Annotated in this window: 16 protein-coding genes and 1 pseudogene; 16 read left to right on the top strand and 1 reads right to left on the bottom strand. The window is 66.1% G+C overall.

All coding sequences use genetic code 11. The features are described from left to right. Nucleotides 1-4: 4 nt before the first annotated feature. The 14 genes and pseudogenes from HQN78_RS16530 (at nucleotide 5) to moaC (ending at nucleotide 15,158) form a co-directional block, all read left to right on the top strand. Nucleotides 5-1,486, top strand: coding sequence for a UDP-N-acetylmuramoyl-L-alanyl-D-glutamate--2,6-diaminopimelate ligase (locus HQN78_RS16530; protein ID WP_235084974.1), 1,482 nt, complete (start codon nucleotides 5-7; stop codon nucleotides 1,484-1,486). Further along, on the top strand, nucleotides 1,483-2,844 hold the full coding sequence (gene murF / locus HQN78_RS16525; RefSeq protein WP_235084972.1) for a UDP-N-acetylmuramoyl-tripeptide--D-alanyl-D-alanine ligase: 1,362 nt from the start codon (nucleotides 1,483-1,485) through the stop codon (nucleotides 2,842-2,844). The genes HQN78_RS16530 and murF overlap by 4 nt, the downstream gene beginning before the upstream one ends. A 1-nt stretch (nucleotide 2,845) precedes the next feature. After that, nucleotides 2,846-3,930, top strand: a pseudogene (mraY, locus tag HQN78_RS16520) (phospho-N-acetylmuramoyl-pentapeptide-transferase). Nucleotides 3,931-3,938: 8 nt separating this feature from the next. Further along, nucleotides 3,939-5,318 carry a UDP-N-acetylmuramoyl-L-alanine--D-glutamate ligase gene (gene murD / locus HQN78_RS16515; RefSeq protein ID WP_227106469.1) on the top strand — a complete coding sequence of 460 codons (1,380 nt, stop codon included), beginning with the start codon at nucleotides 3,939-3,941 and terminating at the stop codon, nucleotides 5,316-5,318. Then, nucleotides 5,315-6,472 (top strand): putative lipid II flippase FtsW, encoded by a 1,158-nt coding sequence (gene ftsW, locus HQN78_RS16510; RefSeq protein WP_019102074.1) that lies wholly within the window; start codon nucleotides 5,315-5,317, stop codon nucleotides 6,470-6,472. The genes murD and ftsW overlap by 4 nt, the downstream gene beginning before the upstream one ends. Before the next feature lie 130 nt (nucleotides 6,473-6,602). Continuing rightward, nucleotides 6,603-7,685: an undecaprenyldiphospho-muramoylpentapeptide beta-N-acetylglucosaminyltransferase gene (gene murG / locus HQN78_RS16505; RefSeq protein ID WP_235084969.1), complete on the top strand. Its 1,083-nt coding sequence runs from the start codon at nucleotides 6,603-6,605 to the stop codon at nucleotides 7,683-7,685. Between the two features lie 37 nt (nucleotides 7,686-7,722). After that, nucleotides 7,723-9,114 carry a UDP-N-acetylmuramate--L-alanine ligase gene (murC, locus tag HQN78_RS16500; RefSeq protein WP_235084966.1) on the top strand — a complete coding sequence of 464 codons (1,392 nt, stop codon included), beginning with the start codon at nucleotides 7,723-7,725 and terminating at the stop codon, nucleotides 9,112-9,114. Between the two features lie 23 nt (nucleotides 9,115-9,137). Next, nucleotides 9,138-10,049 (top strand): D-alanine--D-alanine ligase, encoded by a 912-nt coding sequence (locus tag HQN78_RS16495; protein WP_235089845.1) that lies wholly within the window; start codon nucleotides 9,138-9,140, stop codon nucleotides 10,047-10,049. Further along, nucleotides 10,039-10,764 (top strand): cell division protein FtsQ/DivIB, encoded by a 726-nt coding sequence (locus tag HQN78_RS16490; protein ID WP_019102324.1) that lies wholly within the window; start codon nucleotides 10,039-10,041, stop codon nucleotides 10,762-10,764. The genes HQN78_RS16495 and HQN78_RS16490 overlap by 11 nt, the downstream gene beginning before the upstream one ends. Nucleotides 10,765-10,810: 46 nt before the next feature. Further along, entirely contained in the window at nucleotides 10,811-12,022 is a 1,212-nt protein-coding gene (gene ftsA, locus HQN78_RS16485) for a cell division protein FtsA (RefSeq protein WP_197081372.1), read from the top strand. 90 nt (nucleotides 12,023-12,112) lie between these two features. Beyond that, a complete protein-coding gene (gene ftsZ, locus HQN78_RS16480) occupies nucleotides 12,113-13,303 on the top strand; it encodes a cell division protein FtsZ (RefSeq protein WP_039755403.1) in 1,191 nt (396 codons plus the stop codon). A 111-nt stretch (nucleotides 13,304-13,414) separates the two neighbouring features. After that, nucleotides 13,415-14,326, top strand: a complete 912-nt coding sequence (gene lpxC / locus HQN78_RS16475; RefSeq protein ID WP_199225982.1) for a UDP-3-O-acyl-N-acetylglucosamine deacetylase — start codon at nucleotides 13,415-13,417, stop codon at nucleotides 14,324-14,326. A 2-nt stretch (nucleotides 14,327-14,328) separates the two neighbouring features. Next, complete coding sequence (locus HQN78_RS16470; protein WP_019102328.1) at nucleotides 14,329-14,511, top strand: hypothetical protein; 183 nt, start codon at nucleotides 14,329-14,331, stop codon at nucleotides 14,509-14,511. A 167-nt stretch (nucleotides 14,512-14,678) separates the two neighbouring features. Then, a complete protein-coding gene (moaC, locus tag HQN78_RS16465) occupies nucleotides 14,679-15,158 on the top strand; it encodes a cyclic pyranopterin monophosphate synthase MoaC (protein ID WP_107797824.1) in 480 nt (159 codons plus the stop codon). Nucleotides 15,159-15,192: 34 nt separating this feature from the next. On the opposite strand, the gene HQN78_RS16460 is transcribed toward moaC, so the two are convergent. Then, the gene (locus HQN78_RS16460; RefSeq protein WP_235084964.1) at nucleotides 15,193-16,146 is read right to left on the bottom strand and encodes a bile acid:sodium symporter family protein; all 954 of its coding nucleotides are present in this window, start codon (nucleotides 16,144-16,146) and stop codon (nucleotides 15,193-15,195) included. Nucleotides 16,147-16,315: 169 nt separating this feature from the next. Here HQN78_RS16460 and dsdA point away from each other — a divergent pair, with 169 nt between their 5' ends. Together dsdA and dsdC are read left to right on the top strand one after the other, a co-directional pair. After that, entirely contained in the window at nucleotides 16,316-17,674 is a 1,359-nt protein-coding gene (dsdA, locus tag HQN78_RS16455) for a D-serine ammonia-lyase (protein ID WP_235084961.1), read from the top strand. A gap of 14 nt (nucleotides 17,675-17,688) precedes the next feature. Next, the gene (gene dsdC, locus HQN78_RS16450; protein ID WP_235084958.1) at nucleotides 17,689-18,615 is read left to right on the top strand and encodes a DNA-binding transcriptional regulator DsdC; all 927 of its coding nucleotides are present in this window, start codon (nucleotides 17,689-17,691) and stop codon (nucleotides 18,613-18,615) included. The last annotated feature ends 81 nt before the right edge of the window (nucleotides 18,616-18,696 follow it).

Raw genomic sequence — 18,696 nt, 5'->3', positions numbered from 1 at the left:
GATCATGAAAAGCCGTTTGACCCCCATGCCGGACTGGAATCCGGCCGACATCAAACAATTGGGACTGCCCGTCAAACGGGTAGAGACCGACAGCCGCCGCGTGCTGCCCGGCGACGTGTTCCTGGCGTGCCCCGGCCTGCATTCCGACGGCCGCGACTACATCCAGGCCGCGCTGGCGAAAGGCGCGGCCGCGGTGTTGTGGGACGACGCCGGCGGCTTCGCCTGGAACCCGCTGTGGCAGGCGCCCAATCTGCCGGTGCCGCATCTGCGCGACCGCATCGGCATGCTGGCGGCCGAGGTTTACGGCTATCCCAGCCGCGCGCTGCGCGTGATCGGCATCACCGGGACCAACGGCAAGACCTCGATTTCCCACTGGCTGGCGCAGGCTTTCTCGCTGCTGGGCCAGAAGGCGGCGCTGATCGGCACCGTCGGCAACGGCTTTTACGGCGAGCTGACCGAAACCACCCACACCACGCCGGACCCGGTGACCATCCAGCAAAAGCTGGCCGAATACCGCCGCCAGGGCGCGCACGTGGTGACCATGGAAGTGTCCAGCCATAGCCTGGATCAAAGCCGCGTCAACGGCGTGGACTTCGCCACCGCGGTGCTGACCAACCTGACTCGCGATCACCTGGACTACCACGGCTCGATGGAAGCCTACGGCGAATCCAAGAAGAAGCTGTTCTTCTGGGAAGGCCTGAAGCACGCGGTGATCAACGCCGACGATGAATTCGGCCGCCAGCTTGCCGCCGAAATCGACCCGTCTGAGACTCAGGTGGTGACTTACGGCCTGGAGCAGGGCGATGTGCGTCCGCTGGCGCTGGCCGCCACGCTGGACGGCCTGCAACTGACGGTGACCACGCCCTGGGGCGTCGCCGATGTGCGCACCGGCTTGGTGGGCCGCTTCAACGCCGCCAATCTGCTGGCCTGTCTGGCCACGCTGTGCGTCAACGGCGTCAGCCTGCGCGACGCCGCCGCGGTGATGGCGCGCATCCAGCCGGCGCGCGGCCGCATGCAGAGCGTGGGCGGCGCGCACGAGCCGCTGGTGGTGATCGACTACGCCCACACGCCGGACGCGCTGGAAAAAGCCTTGTCCACGCTGGCCGAGATCCGCCCGGAAGGCGGCCGCCTGTTCTGCGTGTTCGGCTGCGGCGGCGACCGCGATCCGGGCAAGCGCCCGATGATGGGCGCCATCGCCGAGAACATCGCCGACGTGGCGGTGCTGACCAGCGACAATCCGCGCACCGAAGACCCGCAAGCCATTCTGCGCGACGTGCTCGCCGGCATGGACGCCGCGCGCACCCACGTCGAGGCGGACCGCGAAGCCGCCATCCACTGGGCGGTGAGCCAGGCGCGCGCCGGCGACGTGGTGCTGGTGGCCGGCAAGGGGCATGAGGAATACCAGGACATCGCCGGCGTCAAGCGGCCGTTCTCCGACTTCCGCGTGGCGGAAGAAGCGCTGACCGCCTGGGGAGAGCGCGCATGATGACGCTGCTGCAGGCCGCCGAACTGGCCCGGGGCGCTTTGAGCGGCCCGGACGGCGACATCCTGCGCGTGGTGACCGACAGCCGCGAGGCCGGCCCCGGCGATCTGTTCGTCGCGCTGAAGGGCGAACGCTTCGACGCCCACGATTTCGTCGCCGAGGTGACGGCCAAGGGCGCGGCCGCGCTGGTGCGCGCGGATTTCGAGCTGTCCGGCGCCAGCCTGATCCGCGTGGACGACACCCTCCTGGCCCTGGGCCGGCTGGCCTCCGGCTGGGCGCAACGCCAGCCGGCGCTGTGCATCGGCGTCACCGGCTCCAACGGCAAGACCACGGTCAAGGAAATGCTGGCCGCCATTCTGCGCCAATATGCAGGGGCGGACGCGGTGCTGGCCACCGCCGGCAACTTCAACAACGACATCGGTCTGCCGCTGACCCTGCTGCGGCTGACGCCGGCGCATCGCTACGCGGTGCTGGAGATGGGCATGAACCATCACGGCGAGCTCCGCTATCTGACCGGCCTGGCCCGGCCGCGCATCGCGCTGGTCAATAACGCGATGCGCGCCCACTTCGGTTATTTCGGCTCCACCGAGGAAGTGGCGCGCGCCAAGGCGGAAATCTTCGAAGGCCTGGACACCGACGGTGTGGCGGTGCTGAACGCCGACGACGCCAATCTGGCCTTGTTCCGCCGCGCGGCGGACGGCCGCCGCCAGATTGCTTTCGGCCTGGGCGCCGAAGCCGACGTCCGCGCCGTCGACATCGAACTGAGCGCCTTGAGCAGCCGCTTCACGCTGCGTTGCGCCGACGGCGAACGGCGGATCGAATTGCCGGCGCCGGGCGAACACAATGTGCGCAACGCGCTGGCCGCGGCCAGCCTGGCCTTGGCCGCCGGCGTGCCGCTGGACGACATCGCCGCCGGCCTGGCCGCCTTCGGCGGCGCCAAGGGCCGTTTGCAGCTCAAGCAAAGCCCGCGCGGTCTGAGCGTGATCGACGACAGCTACAACGCCAACCCGGATTCGATGAAGGCCGGGATCGACGTGCTGGTCCGCCTGCCGGCGCCGCGCTGCTTCGTGATGGGCGACATCGGCGAACTGGGCGAAGCCGCCGACGCGCTGCACGCGGAAGTGGGCGAGTACGCGCGGACGCGCGACGTGGACCTGCTGCTGACCTTGGGCGAGGTTTCGCGCCACGCCGCCGCCGCCTGCGGCGCGCGCGGCAAACATTTTGATTCGATTGACGAGTTGTACGAGTTTCTCGACCGGCAGTTGCCGTCGGGTGCCTCCGTTCTGGTCAAGGGGTCGCGCTTTATGCGCATGGAACGGGTGGTGGAACACCTGATGCAACAATTTAGAGAGGAACAATAACGTGCTGCTCTGGCTGGCTGAACTGCTGGGCTCCCACATCCGGGCCTTCAACGTCTTCAACTACATCACGCTGCGCGCGGTGATGGCGGCGCTGACCGCGCTGGCGATCTCCCTGCTGCTGGGCCGTGGGTGATCCGCAAGCTGACTGAGCTCAAAGTGGGCCAGGCGGTGCGCAACGACGGCCCGCAAACCCATCTGGTCAAGGCCGGCACGCCGACCATGGGCGGTTCGCTGATCCTGCTGGCCATCGGCCTGACCACGCTGCTGTGGGCGGACTTGTCCAATAAATACGTGTGGCTGCTGCTGGCGGTGATGTTCGGCACCGGCGCGCTGGGCTTTTACGACGACTGGCGCAAGGTGGTGTACAAGGACCCGAAAGGCGTGTCCGCCAAGTTCAAGATGGCCTGGCAGTCCGCCATCGCCATCGGCGCCGGCGTGTTCCTGATCGCCACCGCCAAGCTGCCGGCGTCCACCGAGCTGATCGTGCCCTTCGTCAAGACCATCTCCTATCCGCTGGGCGCGATCGGTTTTTGCATCCTGACCTATTTCGTCATCGTCGGCACCTCCAACGCGGTGAACCTGACCGACGGCCTGGACGGCCTGGCGGCCCTGCCCACCGTGATGGTGGCGGCCGGCCTGTCCATCTTCGCCTATGTCGCCGGCCACGCGGTGTTTTCCAAATATCTGGGCCTGCCCTTCATTCCCGGCGCGCACGAGGTGGTGGTGTTCTGCGCGGCGATGTGCGGCGCTTGCCTGGGATTTTTATGGTTCAACGCCTATCCGGCCCAGGTTTTCATGGGCGATGTCGGCGCGCTGGCGCTGGGCGCGGCGCTGGGCACCGTGGCGGTGATCGTGCGTCAGGAAATCGTGCTCTTGATCATGGGCGGCCTGTTCGTGGTGGAGGCACTGTCGGTGATGATTCAGGTGGCTTCGTTCAAGCTCACCGGCAAGCGGGTGTTCCGCATGGCGCCGCTGCATCACCACTATGAGTTGAAGGGCTGGAAGGAAACGCAAGTGGTGGTGCGTTTCTGGATCATCACCATGATGCTGGTGTTGGCCGGCCTGTCCACCATCAAGCTGCGTTGAGGAAGACTATGGACTACGCGAATCGTCACGTCGTGGTGGTGGGCTTGGGAGGCTCGGGCCTGGCGGCCGCGCGCTACCTGGCCGCGCACGGCGCGCGCGTGAGCGTGGCCGACGCCAAGCCGTCGGCCGAGCGCGTGGCCGAGCTGCGCGCCTTCCTGCCGCAGGCGGAAGTGCGCGCCGGCGATTTCAGCGCCCAGACCTTCGCCGACGCCGACTTGCTGGTGCTGAGCCCGGGCGTGCCGCTGAAACACCCGGCCGTCGCCGCCTACCGCCAAGCCGGCGGCGAGGTGATCGGCGATATCGAAGTGCTGGCGCGCGCGATCCGCGGCGACGGCAGCAAGGTGATCGCCATTACCGGTTCCAACGGCAAGAGCACGGTCACCAGCCTGGCGGGCCATCTGTGCGCCGCCGCCGGCCTGGACGCGGTGGTGGCCGGCAATATCGGCCTGGCGGTGCTGGAAGCGCAGCTGGAACGCGAGCAAAGCGGCAAGCGCCCGGACGTGTGGGTGCTGGAGCTGTCCAGTTTTCAACTGGAATCCACATTTACGCTGGAGGCCGACGCCGCCACGGTGCTGAATATTTCCGAGGACCACCTGGACCGTTACGACGATCTGCTGGACTACGCCCACACCAAGACCCGGGTGTTCCACGGCGCCGGCGTCCAGGTGCTGAACCGCGACGACGCGCTGGTGCGCGCGATGGTTCGCCCCGGCCGCGCGGTCAAATGGTTCTCGCTGACAGAGGATGCCGGATACGCGTTGCGGCAGGATGACGGCCGCTACTGGCTGAGCCTGGACGGCGAGCGGGCCTTCGATTGCGCCGAGATGCGTTTGCAAGGCCTGCACAACGCCGCCAACGCGCTGGCCGCGCTGGCCTTGTGCGAAGCCGTGGGCGCGCCGCGCGCCGCGCTGCTGCAAGGACTGAAAACCTTCCATGGTTTGGAGCATCGCGTCGAGCTGGTAGACGAAATCGCCTCGGTTGCGTTTATCGATGATTCCAAGGGCACCAATGTCGGCGCCACCGAAGCGGCGCTGAACGGCATGACGCGTCCGGTGGTGTTGATCGCCGGCGGCGACGGCAAGGGCCAGGACTTCGCGCCGCTGGCGCCGGCCTGCCGCCGCATCGCCCGCGCCGTGCTGTTGATCGGCCGCGACGCCGGCAAGATCCGCGCCGCGCTGTCCGCCACCGGCTTGCCCTTGCACGACTGCGAGACGCTGGAAGAAGCCACCCGCCGCGCGGCGGAACTGGCGCAGCCGGGCGACGTGGTGTTGCTGTCGCCGGCCTGCGCCAGTCTGGACATGTTCCGCAACTACGCGCATCGCGCCCAGGTGTTCATCGACGCCGTGCGCGAGTGGAAAGCGCGGCAAGCGGAGGCGACGCGGCCATGATCGTGCACGGAGCCCGGCGTTACGCCGCCATCAAGCCGTTCGACGAGGCGCTGTCCTGGGCGCTGGCCCTGCTGTTGTCGATCAGCCTGGTGATGGTGTACTCGGCGTCCATCGCCTACGCCGAGGCCGACGCGGCCACGCACAACCGCTACTTCTACCTGATCCGTCACATGATCTTCATGACGATAGGGCTGAGCGCGGCCTATATCGCCTTCCAGATTCCAACGGCGTTCTGGCAGAAGTACTCCGGCAAGATTTTCCTGATCGGACTGGTCTTGCTGGTGCTGGTGCTGATTCCCGGCATCGGCAAGATGGTCAACGGCTCGCGGCGCTGGATCAATCTGATCGTGCTGAACCTGCAGCCGTCGGAGGTGATGAAGTTCGCCACCGTGCTGTACGCGGCGGATTACACCGTGCGCAAGAGCCATTTGCTGCACAGCTTGAAGGAAGGCTTCGCGCCGATGTTCGCCGCCATGGTGGTGGTGGCCTTCCTGCTGCTGCGCGAGCCGGACTTCGGCGCGCTGATGGTGGTGATGAGCATCGCGATGGGCGTGCTCTTCCTCGGCGGCATCAATATGCGCATCTTCAGCGGGCTGGCGGTGATGGCGGTGGGCGCCATCGTGGTGTTGATCATTTCCTCGCCGTACCGGCTGAAGCGGGTGCTGGGCTTCATGGACCCGTGGGACGACCCGTACGGCAAGGGCTACCAGCTGTCGCACTCCTTGATCGCCATCGGTCGCGGCGAGTGGTTCGGCGTCGGTCTGGGCGGCAGCATAGAGAAATTGTTTTACCTGCCGGAGGCGCACACCGACTTCATCATGGCGGTGATTTCGGAAGAGTTCGGCTTTGCCGGCATCTGCGTGGTGGTCGGTCTGTACGCCTGGATCGTGCGCCGCGCCTTCCACATCGGTGTGGAATCGAAAAAGCTGGAGCGTTACTACCAATCGCTGGTGGCGCAGGGCCTGGGCATCTGGCTCGGCATCCAGGTGTTTTTCAACATCGGGGTGAATATGGGCCTGCTGCCGACCAAGGGTTTGACCTTGCCGCTGATGTCTTTCGGCGGCTCGGCGATGTTGATGAATTTGATCGCGGTGGCGGTGCTGCTGCGAGTTGATTATGAAAACCGCCGCATCATGCGCGGCTACAAAGTGTAGCCGCGCATGAGCAGCGCTGTCAGGCGCCTTAGGGCGTAAGCCCGTAGGGTGGCGGTTTCTGCGAGCCCGAAGGGCGAAGCAAAAACCGGCGCATGATGCGCGGCAACGAGAGTTAACGGAACGGATAGAGATGGCGAATCGCACGGTCATGGTGATGGCGGCTGGCACGGGTGGACACATCGTCCCCGGCCTCGCCGTGGCCAAGGAATTGCAAAGCCGGGGCTGGAAGGTGGTGTGGCTGGGCACCCGGCGCGGCATGGAGAACAAGCTGGTGCCGCCGACCGGCATTCCGCTGGAGCGGCTGAATTTCCACGGCGTGCGCGGCAAGGGCCTGCTGGGCTCGCTCAAGGGCGCGTTGCAGCTGGCCGGCGCTTTCTTCAGCAGCGCGGCGCAGATTTTCCGTCACCGCCCGGACGTGGTGCTGGGCATGGGCGGTTACGTCTGCCTGCCCGGCGGCGTGATGGCGGGCCTGCTGTGGAAACCGCTGGTCCTGGTCAACGCCGACGCCGGCCTGTTGTTGAGCAATAAGGTCTTGCTGCCCTTCGCCAAGAAACTGGCTTGCGGTTTCGACGGCGACGCGGCGCGCAACGGCAAGGCGCTGGTCACCGGCAATCCGGTGCGCGGCGAGATCGAGGGCATCGCCGCGCCGGCGGAGCGCTTCGCCGGCCGCAGCGGCCCGCTGAAGGTCTTGGTGGTGGGCGGCAGCCTGGGCGCCAAGGTTTTGAATGAAACGCTGCCGCAGGCGATGGCCAAGCTGCCGGCCGACAAGCGGCCGCGACTGACGCATCAGACCGGCGAGGCGAATTTCGCCGCGGTCGAGGCCGCGTATCAGGCCGCGGGCCTGCGGGAGCAAGTGGAACTGCTGCCCTTCGTCGACGATATGCCGCAGCGCCTGGCCGAATGCGATCTGGTGATCTGCCGCGCCGGCGCGATCACGGTCAGCGAATTGTGCGCGGCCGGCGTGCCCAGCGTGCTGGTGCCGCTGGTGGTGTCCACCACCGGCCATCAGCGCGACAACGCTGAGTGGATGGCGCAGGCCGGCGCGGCCTGGCATCTGCCGCAGAAAGAATTGAACGCCGACGGGCTTGCGGGCCTGCTGGCGGGTTTGGATAGAGAGCAGTTGCAGGACAAGGCCGAACGCGCGCGCGCGCTGGCGCGTTCCGGCGCGGCCGGCCGGGTGGCCGACCTGTGCCAGCAGCTGGCCCGGGAATGACAGAGCGTCATACGAGCGCTCAAGCAGAGACACAGACATGAAACACAGGGTCAAACACATACATTTCGTCGGCATCGGCGGCGTGGGCATGTGCGGCATCGCCGAGGTGCTGCACGGCCTGGGCTTTACCGTGTCCGGCTCCGACATGGCGGAAAGCGCCACCAGCAAGCGGCTGATCGATCAGGGCATCCGCGTGTTCTACGGCCACGACGCCACCTATATGCACGGCGCCGACGTGGTGGTGACCTCCACCGCGGTCAAGGCCGACAATCCGGAAGTGCTGGAAGCGCGCGCCAACAAGATCCCGGTGATCCCGCGCGCGCTGATGCTGGCGGAACTGATGCGCTTTAAGCAGGGCATCGCCATCGCCGGCACCCACGGCAAGACCACCACCACCAGCCTGACCGCTTCGGTGCTGGGCGCGGCCGGCCTGGACCCCACCTTCGTTATCGGCGGCAAGCTGACCGCGGCCGGCACCAACGCGCGCCTGGGCTCCGGCGAGTTCCTGGTGGCCGAGGCCGATGAATCGGACGCCTCCTTCCTGCATCTGACTCCGGTGATGGCGGTGGTGACCAATATCGACGCCGACCACATGGACACCTACGACCACAGCTTCGACAAGCTCAAGCAGGCTTTCGTCGACTTCCTGCAGCGGCTGCCGTTCTACGGCCGCGCGGTGCTGTGCGTGGACGATCCCCATGTGCGCGAGATCCGCGGCCGCATCACCAAGCCGGTGACCACCTACGGCCTGGACGACTCCGCCGACATCTACGCCGAGAACGTCCGCGCCGCGGCCGGACAGATGCATTTCGACGTGGTGGTGAAGAACGGCAAGGAAGTGCGTTTCCCGGTGGTGTTGAACATGCCGGGCCGCCACAACGTGCTCAACGCGCTGTCCGCCATCGCCATCGGCCTGGAGTGCGGCGCCAGCGTGGAAGCGATCCAGCAAGGCCTGGCCGAGTTCGCCGGCGTCGGCCGCCGCTTCCAGCGTTACGGCGAAGTGCCGGCCAAGGACGGCGGCAGCTTCACCCTGGTGGACGATTACGGCCATCACCCGGTGGAAATGGCCGCCACGCTGGCCGCGGTGCGCGGCGCCTTCCCGGACAAGCGTCTGGTGCTGGCCTTCCAGCCGCACCGCTACACCCGCACTCGGGACCTGTTTGAAGACTTCGTCAAAGTGCTGTCCAGCGTGGACGCCCTGCTGCTGTCCGAAGTCTACGCCGCCGGCGAAGCGCCCATCGTGGCCGCCGACGGCCGCGCCTTGGCGCGTGCGGTGCGTGTGCAGGGCAAGGTGGAGCCGGTGTTCGTCGAGGACATCGCCGAGATGCAGCAGACCATTTTCGATCAAGCTCGCGACGGCGACGTGGTGGTGACCATGGGCGCGGGCTCCATCGGCGCGGTGCCGGCCAAAGTGGCGGCGGGCGCGTGATGATGAATGACAAGGACAAGGCAATGAAGCAGTACGGCAAGGTGGCGGTGATGATGGGCGGCAGTTCCTCCGAGCGCGAAGTGTCGCTGATGAGCGGCGCCGGCGTGCTCAAAGCCCTGCAATCCCGTGGCGTGGACGCTTACAAGTTCGATCCGTCGGAACAGCCGCTGAGCGCGCTGAAGGACGAGGGTTTCGACCGCGTGTTCAACATCCTGCATGGGCCCTTCGGCGAAGACGGCACCCTGCAGGGCGTGCTGGAAAGCATGGGCCTGCCGTATACCGGTTGCGGCGTGATGGCGTCGGCGATCTGCATGGACAAATGGCGCACCAAGCTGCTGTGGCAGGGCGCCGGCCTGCCGATCCCGGCCTTCGAACTGCTGGACGAGAACAGCGACTTCGCCGCGGTGGAAGCCAAGCTGGGCCTGCCCATCTTCGTCAAGCCGGCCACCGAGGGCTCCAGCATCGGCGTGACCAAGGTCAAGCAGCCGGGCGAACTGAAGGCGGCGTTTGAAGAGGCGCGCAAATACGACAGCATCGTGATCGCCGAGCGTTTCATCGGCGGCGGCGAATACACCTGCGCGGTGATCGGCGACACGGCGTATCCGACCATCAAGATCGAACCGGCGACCGAGTTTTACGACTACGACGCCAAGTATTTCCGCGACGACACCGTCTACCGTTGCCCGTCCGGCCTGAGCGAAGACGTGGAGACGCGCGCGCGCGAACTGTCGCTGGCGGCTTTCCGCGTATTGGGCGGCCGCGGCTGGGGCCGGGTGGATTTCCTGATGGACGAAGCCGGCGGCATTTACCTGTTGGAAGCCAACACCAATCCGGGCATGACCAGCCACAGCCTGGTGCCGATGGCGGCGCGGGCGATGGGCATCAGTTACGAGGATTTGTGCCTCAAGGTGCTGGATATGGTGCATGTGGGATAACCATCGGCTGCTTAGAGGCCTGGCCAATCTGATGCTGGCCGCCGCAGCGCTGATGTTGCTGTATGCAGGAGGGTTCTGGTTGACGCACGCTCCGGTGTTTCCGGTGAAGAAGATCCAGATTCGCGGCGACATGAAACGCGTGACGCCGGAACAGCTGAAGTTCATTGCCGAGCATGAGCTGTCCGGCACCTTCTTCACGCTGGACATCGACAAGACGCGGGCGGCCTTCGGCAAATTGCCGTGGGTGCGGGATGCCCAGGTGCGGCGGCGCTGGCCGGACGCGCTGGACATCTCGGTGGAAGAGCATGTGGCGCTTGCGCGCTGGGGAGAGAACGGCCTGGTCAATACCCGAGGAGAGCGGTTCGACGCCGCCAGCGACCAGGACCTGCCGGTGTTTTACGGGCCGGCGGGGGCAGAGAAGGACATGAGCGAAATGCTGGGAGGGCTGCGGCAGGATCTGGCCCCGGCGGGCGTCAAGCCGGCGGCGCTGTGGCTGTCCAGCCGCCGCGCCTGGAAAGTGGGGCTGGACAACCAGGTGCAGCTGGAGCTGGGACGCAACGACGTGAGTCCGCGCGCCCGCCGCTTCGCCCAGTACTGGAAGAGCAAATTGGCGGCGTTGCCGTATCACGTGGAATACGTGGATATGCGCTACCCGAATGGATTCGCCGTGCGGATGCCCGATTACAAGGCGCCGCCGGCCAAGGGAAACAAGTAATTAGCAGTTGGAGCGACAGGTGAGCAAACCAAAGGAAAGCAAGAACATGCTGGTTGGCCTCGACATCGGCACATCCAAGATCGTGGCGATCGTCGCAGAAGTCCTGGAGGACGGCCAACTCAATATCGTCGGCATGGGCCACACCCCGTCGCGCGGTTTGAAGCGCGGCATGGTGGTGAACATCGAATCCACGGTGCAGGCCATCCAGCGCGCGCTGGAAGAGGCGGAACTGATGGCCGACTGCAAGATTCACGAAGTGTTCGCCGGCATCGCCGGCAGCCACATCAAGAGCGTGAACTCGCACGGCATGGTGGCGATCAAGGATCGCGAAGTCACCAAGATGGACATCGACCGCGTGATTGAAACCGCGCGCGCGGTGACCATTCCGCCGGACCATCAGGTGCTGCACATCCTGACCCAGGAATACAGCATCGACGGTCAGGAAGGCGTGCGCGAACCGCTGGGCATGAGCGGCGTGCGGCTGGAAGCCAAGGTGCACATCGTCACCGGCGCGGTGTCCGCCGCCCAGAACGTGACCAAGTGCGTGCGCCGCTGCGGTCTGGAAGTGTCCGACCTGGTGCTGCAACCGATGGCCTCCGCCATCGCGGTGCTGTCGGAAGACGAAAAAGATCTGGGCGTGTGCCTGATCGACATCGGCGGCGGCACCACCGATATCGCGGTCTACGCCAACGGCGCGATCCGCCACACCGCGGTGATTCCGATCGCAGGCGATCAGATCACCAACGACATCGCCATGGCCTTGCGCACCCCGACCAAGGAAGCCGAGGACATCAAAATCCAGCACGCGGTGGCGCTGGTGGCGATGGCGGACCCGAGCCAGATGATAGAAGTGCCGGGCGTGGGCGAGCGCGGGCCGCGGCAGATGTCGCGCGCCACGCTGGCCGAAGTGGTGGAGCCGCGGGTGGAAGAGCTGTTCCAACTGGTGCAGCAGGAGCTGCGCCGCAGCGGCTTCGAGGATTTGCTGTCCTCCGGCATCGTGCTGACCGGCGGCGCCAGCCTGATGCCCGGTATGGTGGAGCTGGCGGAGGAAGTGTTCCACATGCCGGTGCGCGTCGGCGTGCCCAAGTATGTGGGCGGCCTGGCGGAAGTGGTGAAGACCCCGCGCTTCTCCACCGGCGTCGGCCTGCTGTTGTACGGCAAGGATCAGATTCAAACGCATGCCGGCCCCAAGGTGGAGACGGCGGGTGTGGGCCAGATGTTCACGCGCATGAAGGCGTGGTTCGCTGGCAATTTCTAAGCGCTACGCGGCCGGCGCACTCGCTGGCCACGATAGCGATCGGGCAGATGTATATGAAGTCGGTAGCTCATCTTTATTGAGGAGAGGAAAATGAGCGGAATGGTCTTTGAAGTTATGCAAGAAACCGCCAATGTGGCGATCATCAAAGTCATCGGCGTCGGCGGCGGCGGTTGCAACGCCATCGACAATATGATCGACGGCAATGTGCACGGCGTGGAGTTCATCTGCGCCAACACCGACGCTCAGTCGCTGCTGCGCAACAAATCGCCGCAGAAGCTGCAGCTGGGCAACAATCTGACCCGCGGCCTGGGCGCGGGCGCCAATCCGGAAGTGGGCCGCAGCGCGGCGCTGGAAGACCGCGAACGCATCGCCGAGATGCTGCGCGGCTCCAATATGGTGTTCGTCACCGCCGGCATGGGCGGCGGCACCGGCACCGGCGCGGCGCCCGTGGTGGCCGAAGTGGCCAAGGAAATGGGCATCCTGACCGTGGGCGTGGTCACCCGGCCGTTCGAGCACGAAGGCAAGCGCATGAAAGTGGCGCAGAACGGCATCGAGGATCTGAAAAAGCACGTCGATTCGCTGATCGTGATCCCCAATGAAAAACTGATGGAAGTGCTGGGCGACGATGTGACCATGCGCGAAGCCTTCCGCGCCGCCGACGATGTGCTCAAGGGCGCGGTGGCCGGCATCGCCGAGGTGATCACTTGCCCGGGCCTGATCAACGTCGACTTTGCCGACGTGCGCACCGTGATGAGCGAAATGGGCCTGGCGATGATGGGTTCCGCCTACGCCTCCGGCATCGACCGCGCTCGCGTGGCCGCCGAACAGGCCGTGGCCAGCCCGTTGCTGGACAACATCACGCTGGAAGGCGCGCGCGGCGTGCTGGTCAACATCTCCACCGCGCCTGGCTGCCTGAAGATGAGCGAGTATCGCGAAATCATGGGCATCGTGCGTCAGTACGCGGACGAAGACGCGCAGATCAAGTTCGGCACCGCCGAAGTGGAAGACATGCCGGAAGACACCATCCGCGTGACCTTGATCGCCACCGGCCTGGGTCAGAAAAAGACCGCGCGCAATACCGAGGAGCGTCCGGAATACATCAAGATCGTCAAGACCGGCACCGACGACCGCGCGGTGGAAGTGGTCAGCTACGACGACTTCGACACCCCGGCCATCATGCGCCAGGGCCGTCGCCGCGCCGCGCCGTCCATGGACTTCTCCAACCCGGAAGTGAGCGAAAGCTACGACATCCCGGCCTTCCTGCGCAAGCAGGCGGACTGAGGCGGAGCCGCTATAGAAGAAAGCTATTTAATACTGCAAATCAATCAATAAAGTGCGGTTTTTGACTGTGCTAGAATCGGGCATTCCCATTCGTTCGAGAAGCCCGACATGATATTGCAGCGCACGCTGAAACAAGCGATAAGCGCCACGGGTGTGGGTTTGCACTCCGGCGAGCGGGTGAAGCTCACCCTGCTGCCGGCCGCGCCCGACACCGGGATCGTCTTTCGCCGCACCGACTTGCCCGAGCCGGTGACGGTGAAAGTGGATCCATCGCTCGTCAACGACACGCGACTCTCCTCCACGCTGGTGACAGACACCGGCGTGCGTGTCGGCACGATCGAGCATTTGATGTCGGCCCTGGCGGGCTTTGGCATCGACAACCTCGTGATTGAGGTCACGGCGGCGGAGATCCCCATCATGGACGGATCCGCCGCCCCTTTCATTTACCTGTTGCAGACCGCGGGCGTGGTCGAGCAGCACGCCAAGAAGCGCTTCATCCGCGTCACCCAGACGGTGGCCGTGGAAGAGCGCGGCGTGTGGGTGAAGCTGGAGCCGCACGAGGGCTTCAAGGTCACCCTGTCCATCGACTTCAACCATCCGGCCTTCAATCTGGCGCCGCAGACGGTGGCGGTGGATTTCGCGCGTCATTCCTATACCGACGAGATCAGCCGCGCGCGCACCTTCGGCTTCATGCACGAGGTGGAGTACATGCGCAACCATGGCCTGGGCCGCGGCGGCAGCCTGGACAACGCCATCGTCATCGACGACGAATACGTGCTGAACCCGGAAGGCCTGCGTTTCCCGGACGAATTCGTTCGCCACAAAATCCTGGACGCCATCGGCGACCTCTACATCATCGGCCACCCGTTGATCGCCGCCTTCTCCGGCCACAAGTCCGGCCACGCGATGAACAACAAGCTGTTGCGCAAGCTGCTGGAGACGCCGGAAGCCTGGGAATACGTCAGCTACGACGACCCGCTGGACGCGCCGTCCAGCTTCCACCGGCTGCCGGAGGTGGCCTAGCGGTGTTTGGTTTCTGGCGCCTGTGGCTGCTCGTCACCATCCTGCTGCTGGGCTGGGCAGGCGTCTGTTACCTATTGACCCGCAATCCGCTCTACCTGCGCTATCTCGGCCGCATCGCCCGCTGGAGCGGCGGCCTGGTGGTGCTGGTCAGCGCCTTCTGGCTGATTTACCGGCTGCTGTCCTAAGAGCCTGTTCAAGGTCTTGCGAGCAAGGGCGAGACAAGGCGAAAACGAGCGAAAAAGCGGAATGTACGAGTGGTACATGAGCATTTTGAGCTGGTTTTTAACGCCGTATCGCTGAAGCGCAGCAGACTTCGAACAGGTTCTAAGCGGGCCGGAGGAGTAATGAACCCATGTCAAAATTGACTCATTTCGACGCCGGCGGCCAGGCCCATATGGTCGACGTCGGCGCCAAGGCGCACAGCCGCCGCCGCGCGGTGGCCGAAGGCCGCATCCGCATGTTGCCCGCCACCTTCGCGCTGGTGAAGGACGGCGGCCATAAAAAAGGCGATGTGCTCGGTATCGCCCGCATCGCCGCCATCATGGCGTCCAAGAAGGCCGCGGACCTGATCCCGCTCTGCCACCCGATCGCGCTGACCCGGGTGGCGGTGGACTTCGAACTGCTGGAGGCCGACAACGCCGTGCGCATCGAGGTCACCGCCGAATGCAGCGGCCAGACAGGGGTGGAGATGGAGGCGCTGACCGCGGCCAACGTCGGCCTGCTGACCATTTACGATATGTGCAAGGCGGTGGACCGCGGCATGGTCATCGACGGTGTGCGGCTGCTGGAGAAAGAGGGCGGCAAGAGCGGGCATTGGCGGGTGGAAGGCTGATCCTGCTCGGTTTTGCAAGCCGCGTCATGCGTCGTTACAAGCTTTGCTGCGTGCCGGCCCGCGACGTTTGACGCCTCCGCTCGGCGGGCTTGTCCCGCCAATAGCCGGCCAAGAGCGAGCCGGAAATATTGTGCCAGACCGAGAACAGCGCGCCGGGCAAGGCCGCGAGCGGGCTGAAGTAGGCCTTGCCCAGCTGGGCGGCCAGGCCGGAGTTCTGCATGCCCACCTCGATCGCCAGCGTGCGGCACACCGATTCGTCGAAGCCCAGCAAGCGTCCTCCCCAATACCCGCCCAACAGGCCGATGGCGTTGTGCAGCATCACCGCCAGAATGGTCAGCCCGCCCACCGCGGCGATATGGTTCTTGCTGCCGGCGACGATGGCGGCGATCAGCGCGACGATGGCCAGCATCGACAACAGCGGCAGCAAGGGCTCCAGCCGGCGGACCTGGGGCGCGAAGAAACGATGGGCCAGCAGGCCCAGGCTTATCGGCAGGATGACGATCTGCAGAATGCTCAGCAGCATCGCCGCCACTTCCACTTTGATCGCCGCGTCCACGTACAGCCGGGTCAGCAGCGGCGTGGCTATCACCCCAACCAGCGTCGACAGCGAGGAAATGGTGACCGATAGCGCCACGTCGCCGCGCGATAGATAGATGATCACATTGGACGCGGTGCCGCTGGCGACGCTGCCCACCAGAATCATGCCGATGGCCAGCTGCGGCGGCATCTGGAACAGCCGCGCCAGCGCCCAGGCCGCCAGCGGCATCACCAGATAGTGCAGGCCCAGTCCGGCCAGCACCGGCGCCGGCCGGCTCAGCACCCGTTTGAAATCGTCCAGCGTCAGCGTCAGCCCCATCGCGAACATGATCACCGCCAGCAGCAGACCGGTATGCGGCAGCAGCGGGGTGAACGCCGCCGGCCGCTGGTAAGCGACGGCGGACAGCAGCAAGGCCCATAGCGGGAACAGACGGGTGATTGTGGCGAGCACGGCGACTCCTGGCGGCGGACGATGCGCCCATCATAGGCGATGCGCCCCGGTGTCTGGCAAGTCTGCGCGCGCATGGCTGATCCAGCGTCAGCCGTCGGCTGCGCAATCGTCTTTTGCCAGCGGCGGCGCGGCGCGGTTTAATCGGGTCTTCGATTCCATGGAGCGCGCGATGCAAGCGACGATTGCCGGCAAGACCGTGGCCGACTGGCAGGCCAGCCACCCCTTATTGACGCCCTTGATGGCCTTGCAGCCTTTGAGCTGGTTCAACCCCGCGCTGGCGCCGGCGGCGGAAGCGCTGGCCGACGTGGGCCTGAGCCGGGCCGACGTCGCGGACGCCGATGCGCGCTTGCGCCGCTTCGCGCCCTATCTGGCGCGGGTGTTTCCGGACGCGGCCGCCAGCGGCGGCGTCATCGAATCGCCGCTGCTGCCGCTGCCGGCGATGCGCGCGGCCTTATGGGCCGAGGCCGGGTTGGCGGACGGCGGCGGCCTGTGGCTGAAGGCGGACAATCTGTTGCCGATTTCCGGCTCCATCAAGGCGCGCGGCGGCATCTACGAGGTATTGAAGCACGCGGAAAGCTTGGCGCTGAGTCATGGCCTGCTGCGGGAGGGGGACGACTATGCCGGACTGGACAGCGCCGAGGCGCGGGCCTTCTTCGGCGGCTACCGGGTAGCGGTGGGCTCCACCGGCAACCTGGGCCTGTCCATCGGCATCATCAGCGCCAAGCTGGGCTTCCAGGCCAGCGTGCATATGTCGGCGGACGCGCGACAGTGGAAGAAGGACTTGCTGCGCAGCCATGGGGTCGAGGTGGTCGAGTATCCGTCCGATTACAGCGTGGCGGTGGCCGAAGGCCGCAAACAGGCGGCGTCCGATCCGCGCTGTCATTTCGTCGACGACGAGAATTCAGTCAATCTATTCCTTGGTTATGCGGTGGCGGCGGAGCGTCTGCGCGGCCAATTGGCGGAGCAGGGCGTCCGGGTGGACGCCGAACACCCGCTGCTGGTGTATCTGCCCTGCGGCGTCGGCGGCGGGCCGGGCGGGGTCGCTTTCGGCCTCAAGCTGGCTTTCGGCGACGCGGTGCATTGCCTGTTCGCCGAACCTACCCACGCGCCCTGCATGCTGCTGGGCGTTTACACCGGGCTGCATGATGAGGTGGCGGTGCAGGATTTCGGCATCGACAATCTGACCGCCGCCGACGGCCTGGCGGTGGGCCGACCGTCCGGCTTCGTCGGGCGCGCGATGCAGCGGCTGATAGACGGCTATTACACGGTGGACGATGGCGAGCTTTACCGCTTGCTGGCCATGCTGGAGCGCGAGCAGGGCTTGCGGCTGGAGCCGTCGGCGTTGGCCGGCATGCCGGGGCCGCTGCGGGTGTTGAGCGAGACCCAGGGTTACCGCCAGCGGACGGGCTTGAGCGCGGAGCGGCTGTCGCGTGCCAGCCATCTGGTGTGGGGCACCGGCGGCGGCATGGTGCCGCCGGCGGAAATGGACGCCTATCTGGCGGAAGGCCGGCGGCGGCTGTCGGCGTGAACGATGCTGGCGATATGCTGAATCTTCCCCCGCGCGCCGGCGTCCGGCTGGACGGCGCGCAATGGTCCAATCTGCACACCTTCGCGGCGGCGGCGCGGCATCTGAGCTTCGCCCGCGCCGCCGAGGAACTGTGCCTGAGCGCCAGTGCGGTCAGCCATCGCATCGCCCGGCTGGAACGGGCGCTGGGCACCCGCCTGTTCCTGCGGCTGACCCGCAGCCTGAGGCTGAGCGAGGACGGCGAACGCATCTATCAGGCCTGGCTGGCCGGCCAGACGCGGCTGGAGGCGGCGCTGAATCCGCAGGAAGACGCCGAGCCGGCCGGCGCGGTGGCCTTGTATGCGCGGCCCTCGCTGGCGCAATGCTGGCTGGCGCCGCGGCTGGCGGATTTCGCCGCGCGCTATCCGCGCATTGCGCTGGACATCCGCAGCGGCAACGAGATGGTGGACTTCCGCGCCTGGAATATAGACCTGGCGCTGTATTACTCGGCCGGCGAGTTTCCCGGCCTGGACGCGCAGCGTCTGATGGACGAGCAGGTGGCGCCGGTGTGCAGCCCGGAGTACGCGGAGCGGCACGGCCTGCGCGACAATCCGGCGGCCCTGGCCGCATGCCTGCTGCTGCACGACGCCCAGGCCTGGGAACGGGCGGCTCACGACGCCGAATGGCGGGAGTGGGCGCGGCGGCAGAACGTGGTCTTGCCGCCGCGGGGCATCAGCTTCGACCGTTCCGACCTATGCGCGCAGGCGGCCGCGCATCACGCCGGCGTGGCGCTGGGACGGCGGCGGCTGGTGCAAGCGTTGTTGGATCGCGGCGAACTGATGCTGCCGCTGGGGCCGTTTCAACCGTTGGGACCGCAGGCTTATTACCTGGTGCGCCCGTTGCAGGCGCCATCGCCGCGGGTACGCGCGGTGATGGACTGGCTGCGGGCTTGCGCAGCGGATTAGGCGGCCTTCCCCCTTTTCGCGGCCGCCCCTCGCGCGCCTTCCCGGCGGCGTGCTAGTCTGCTTCAGTTCAATGTCATGTCT

Origin of the sequence: Chromobacterium sp. Beijing (assembly GCF_021496765.1) — a bacterium.
GTDB lineage: Bacteria > Pseudomonadota > Gammaproteobacteria > Burkholderiales > Chromobacteriaceae > Chromobacterium.
This window is presented reverse-complemented; position numbering and strand designations above follow the sequence as displayed.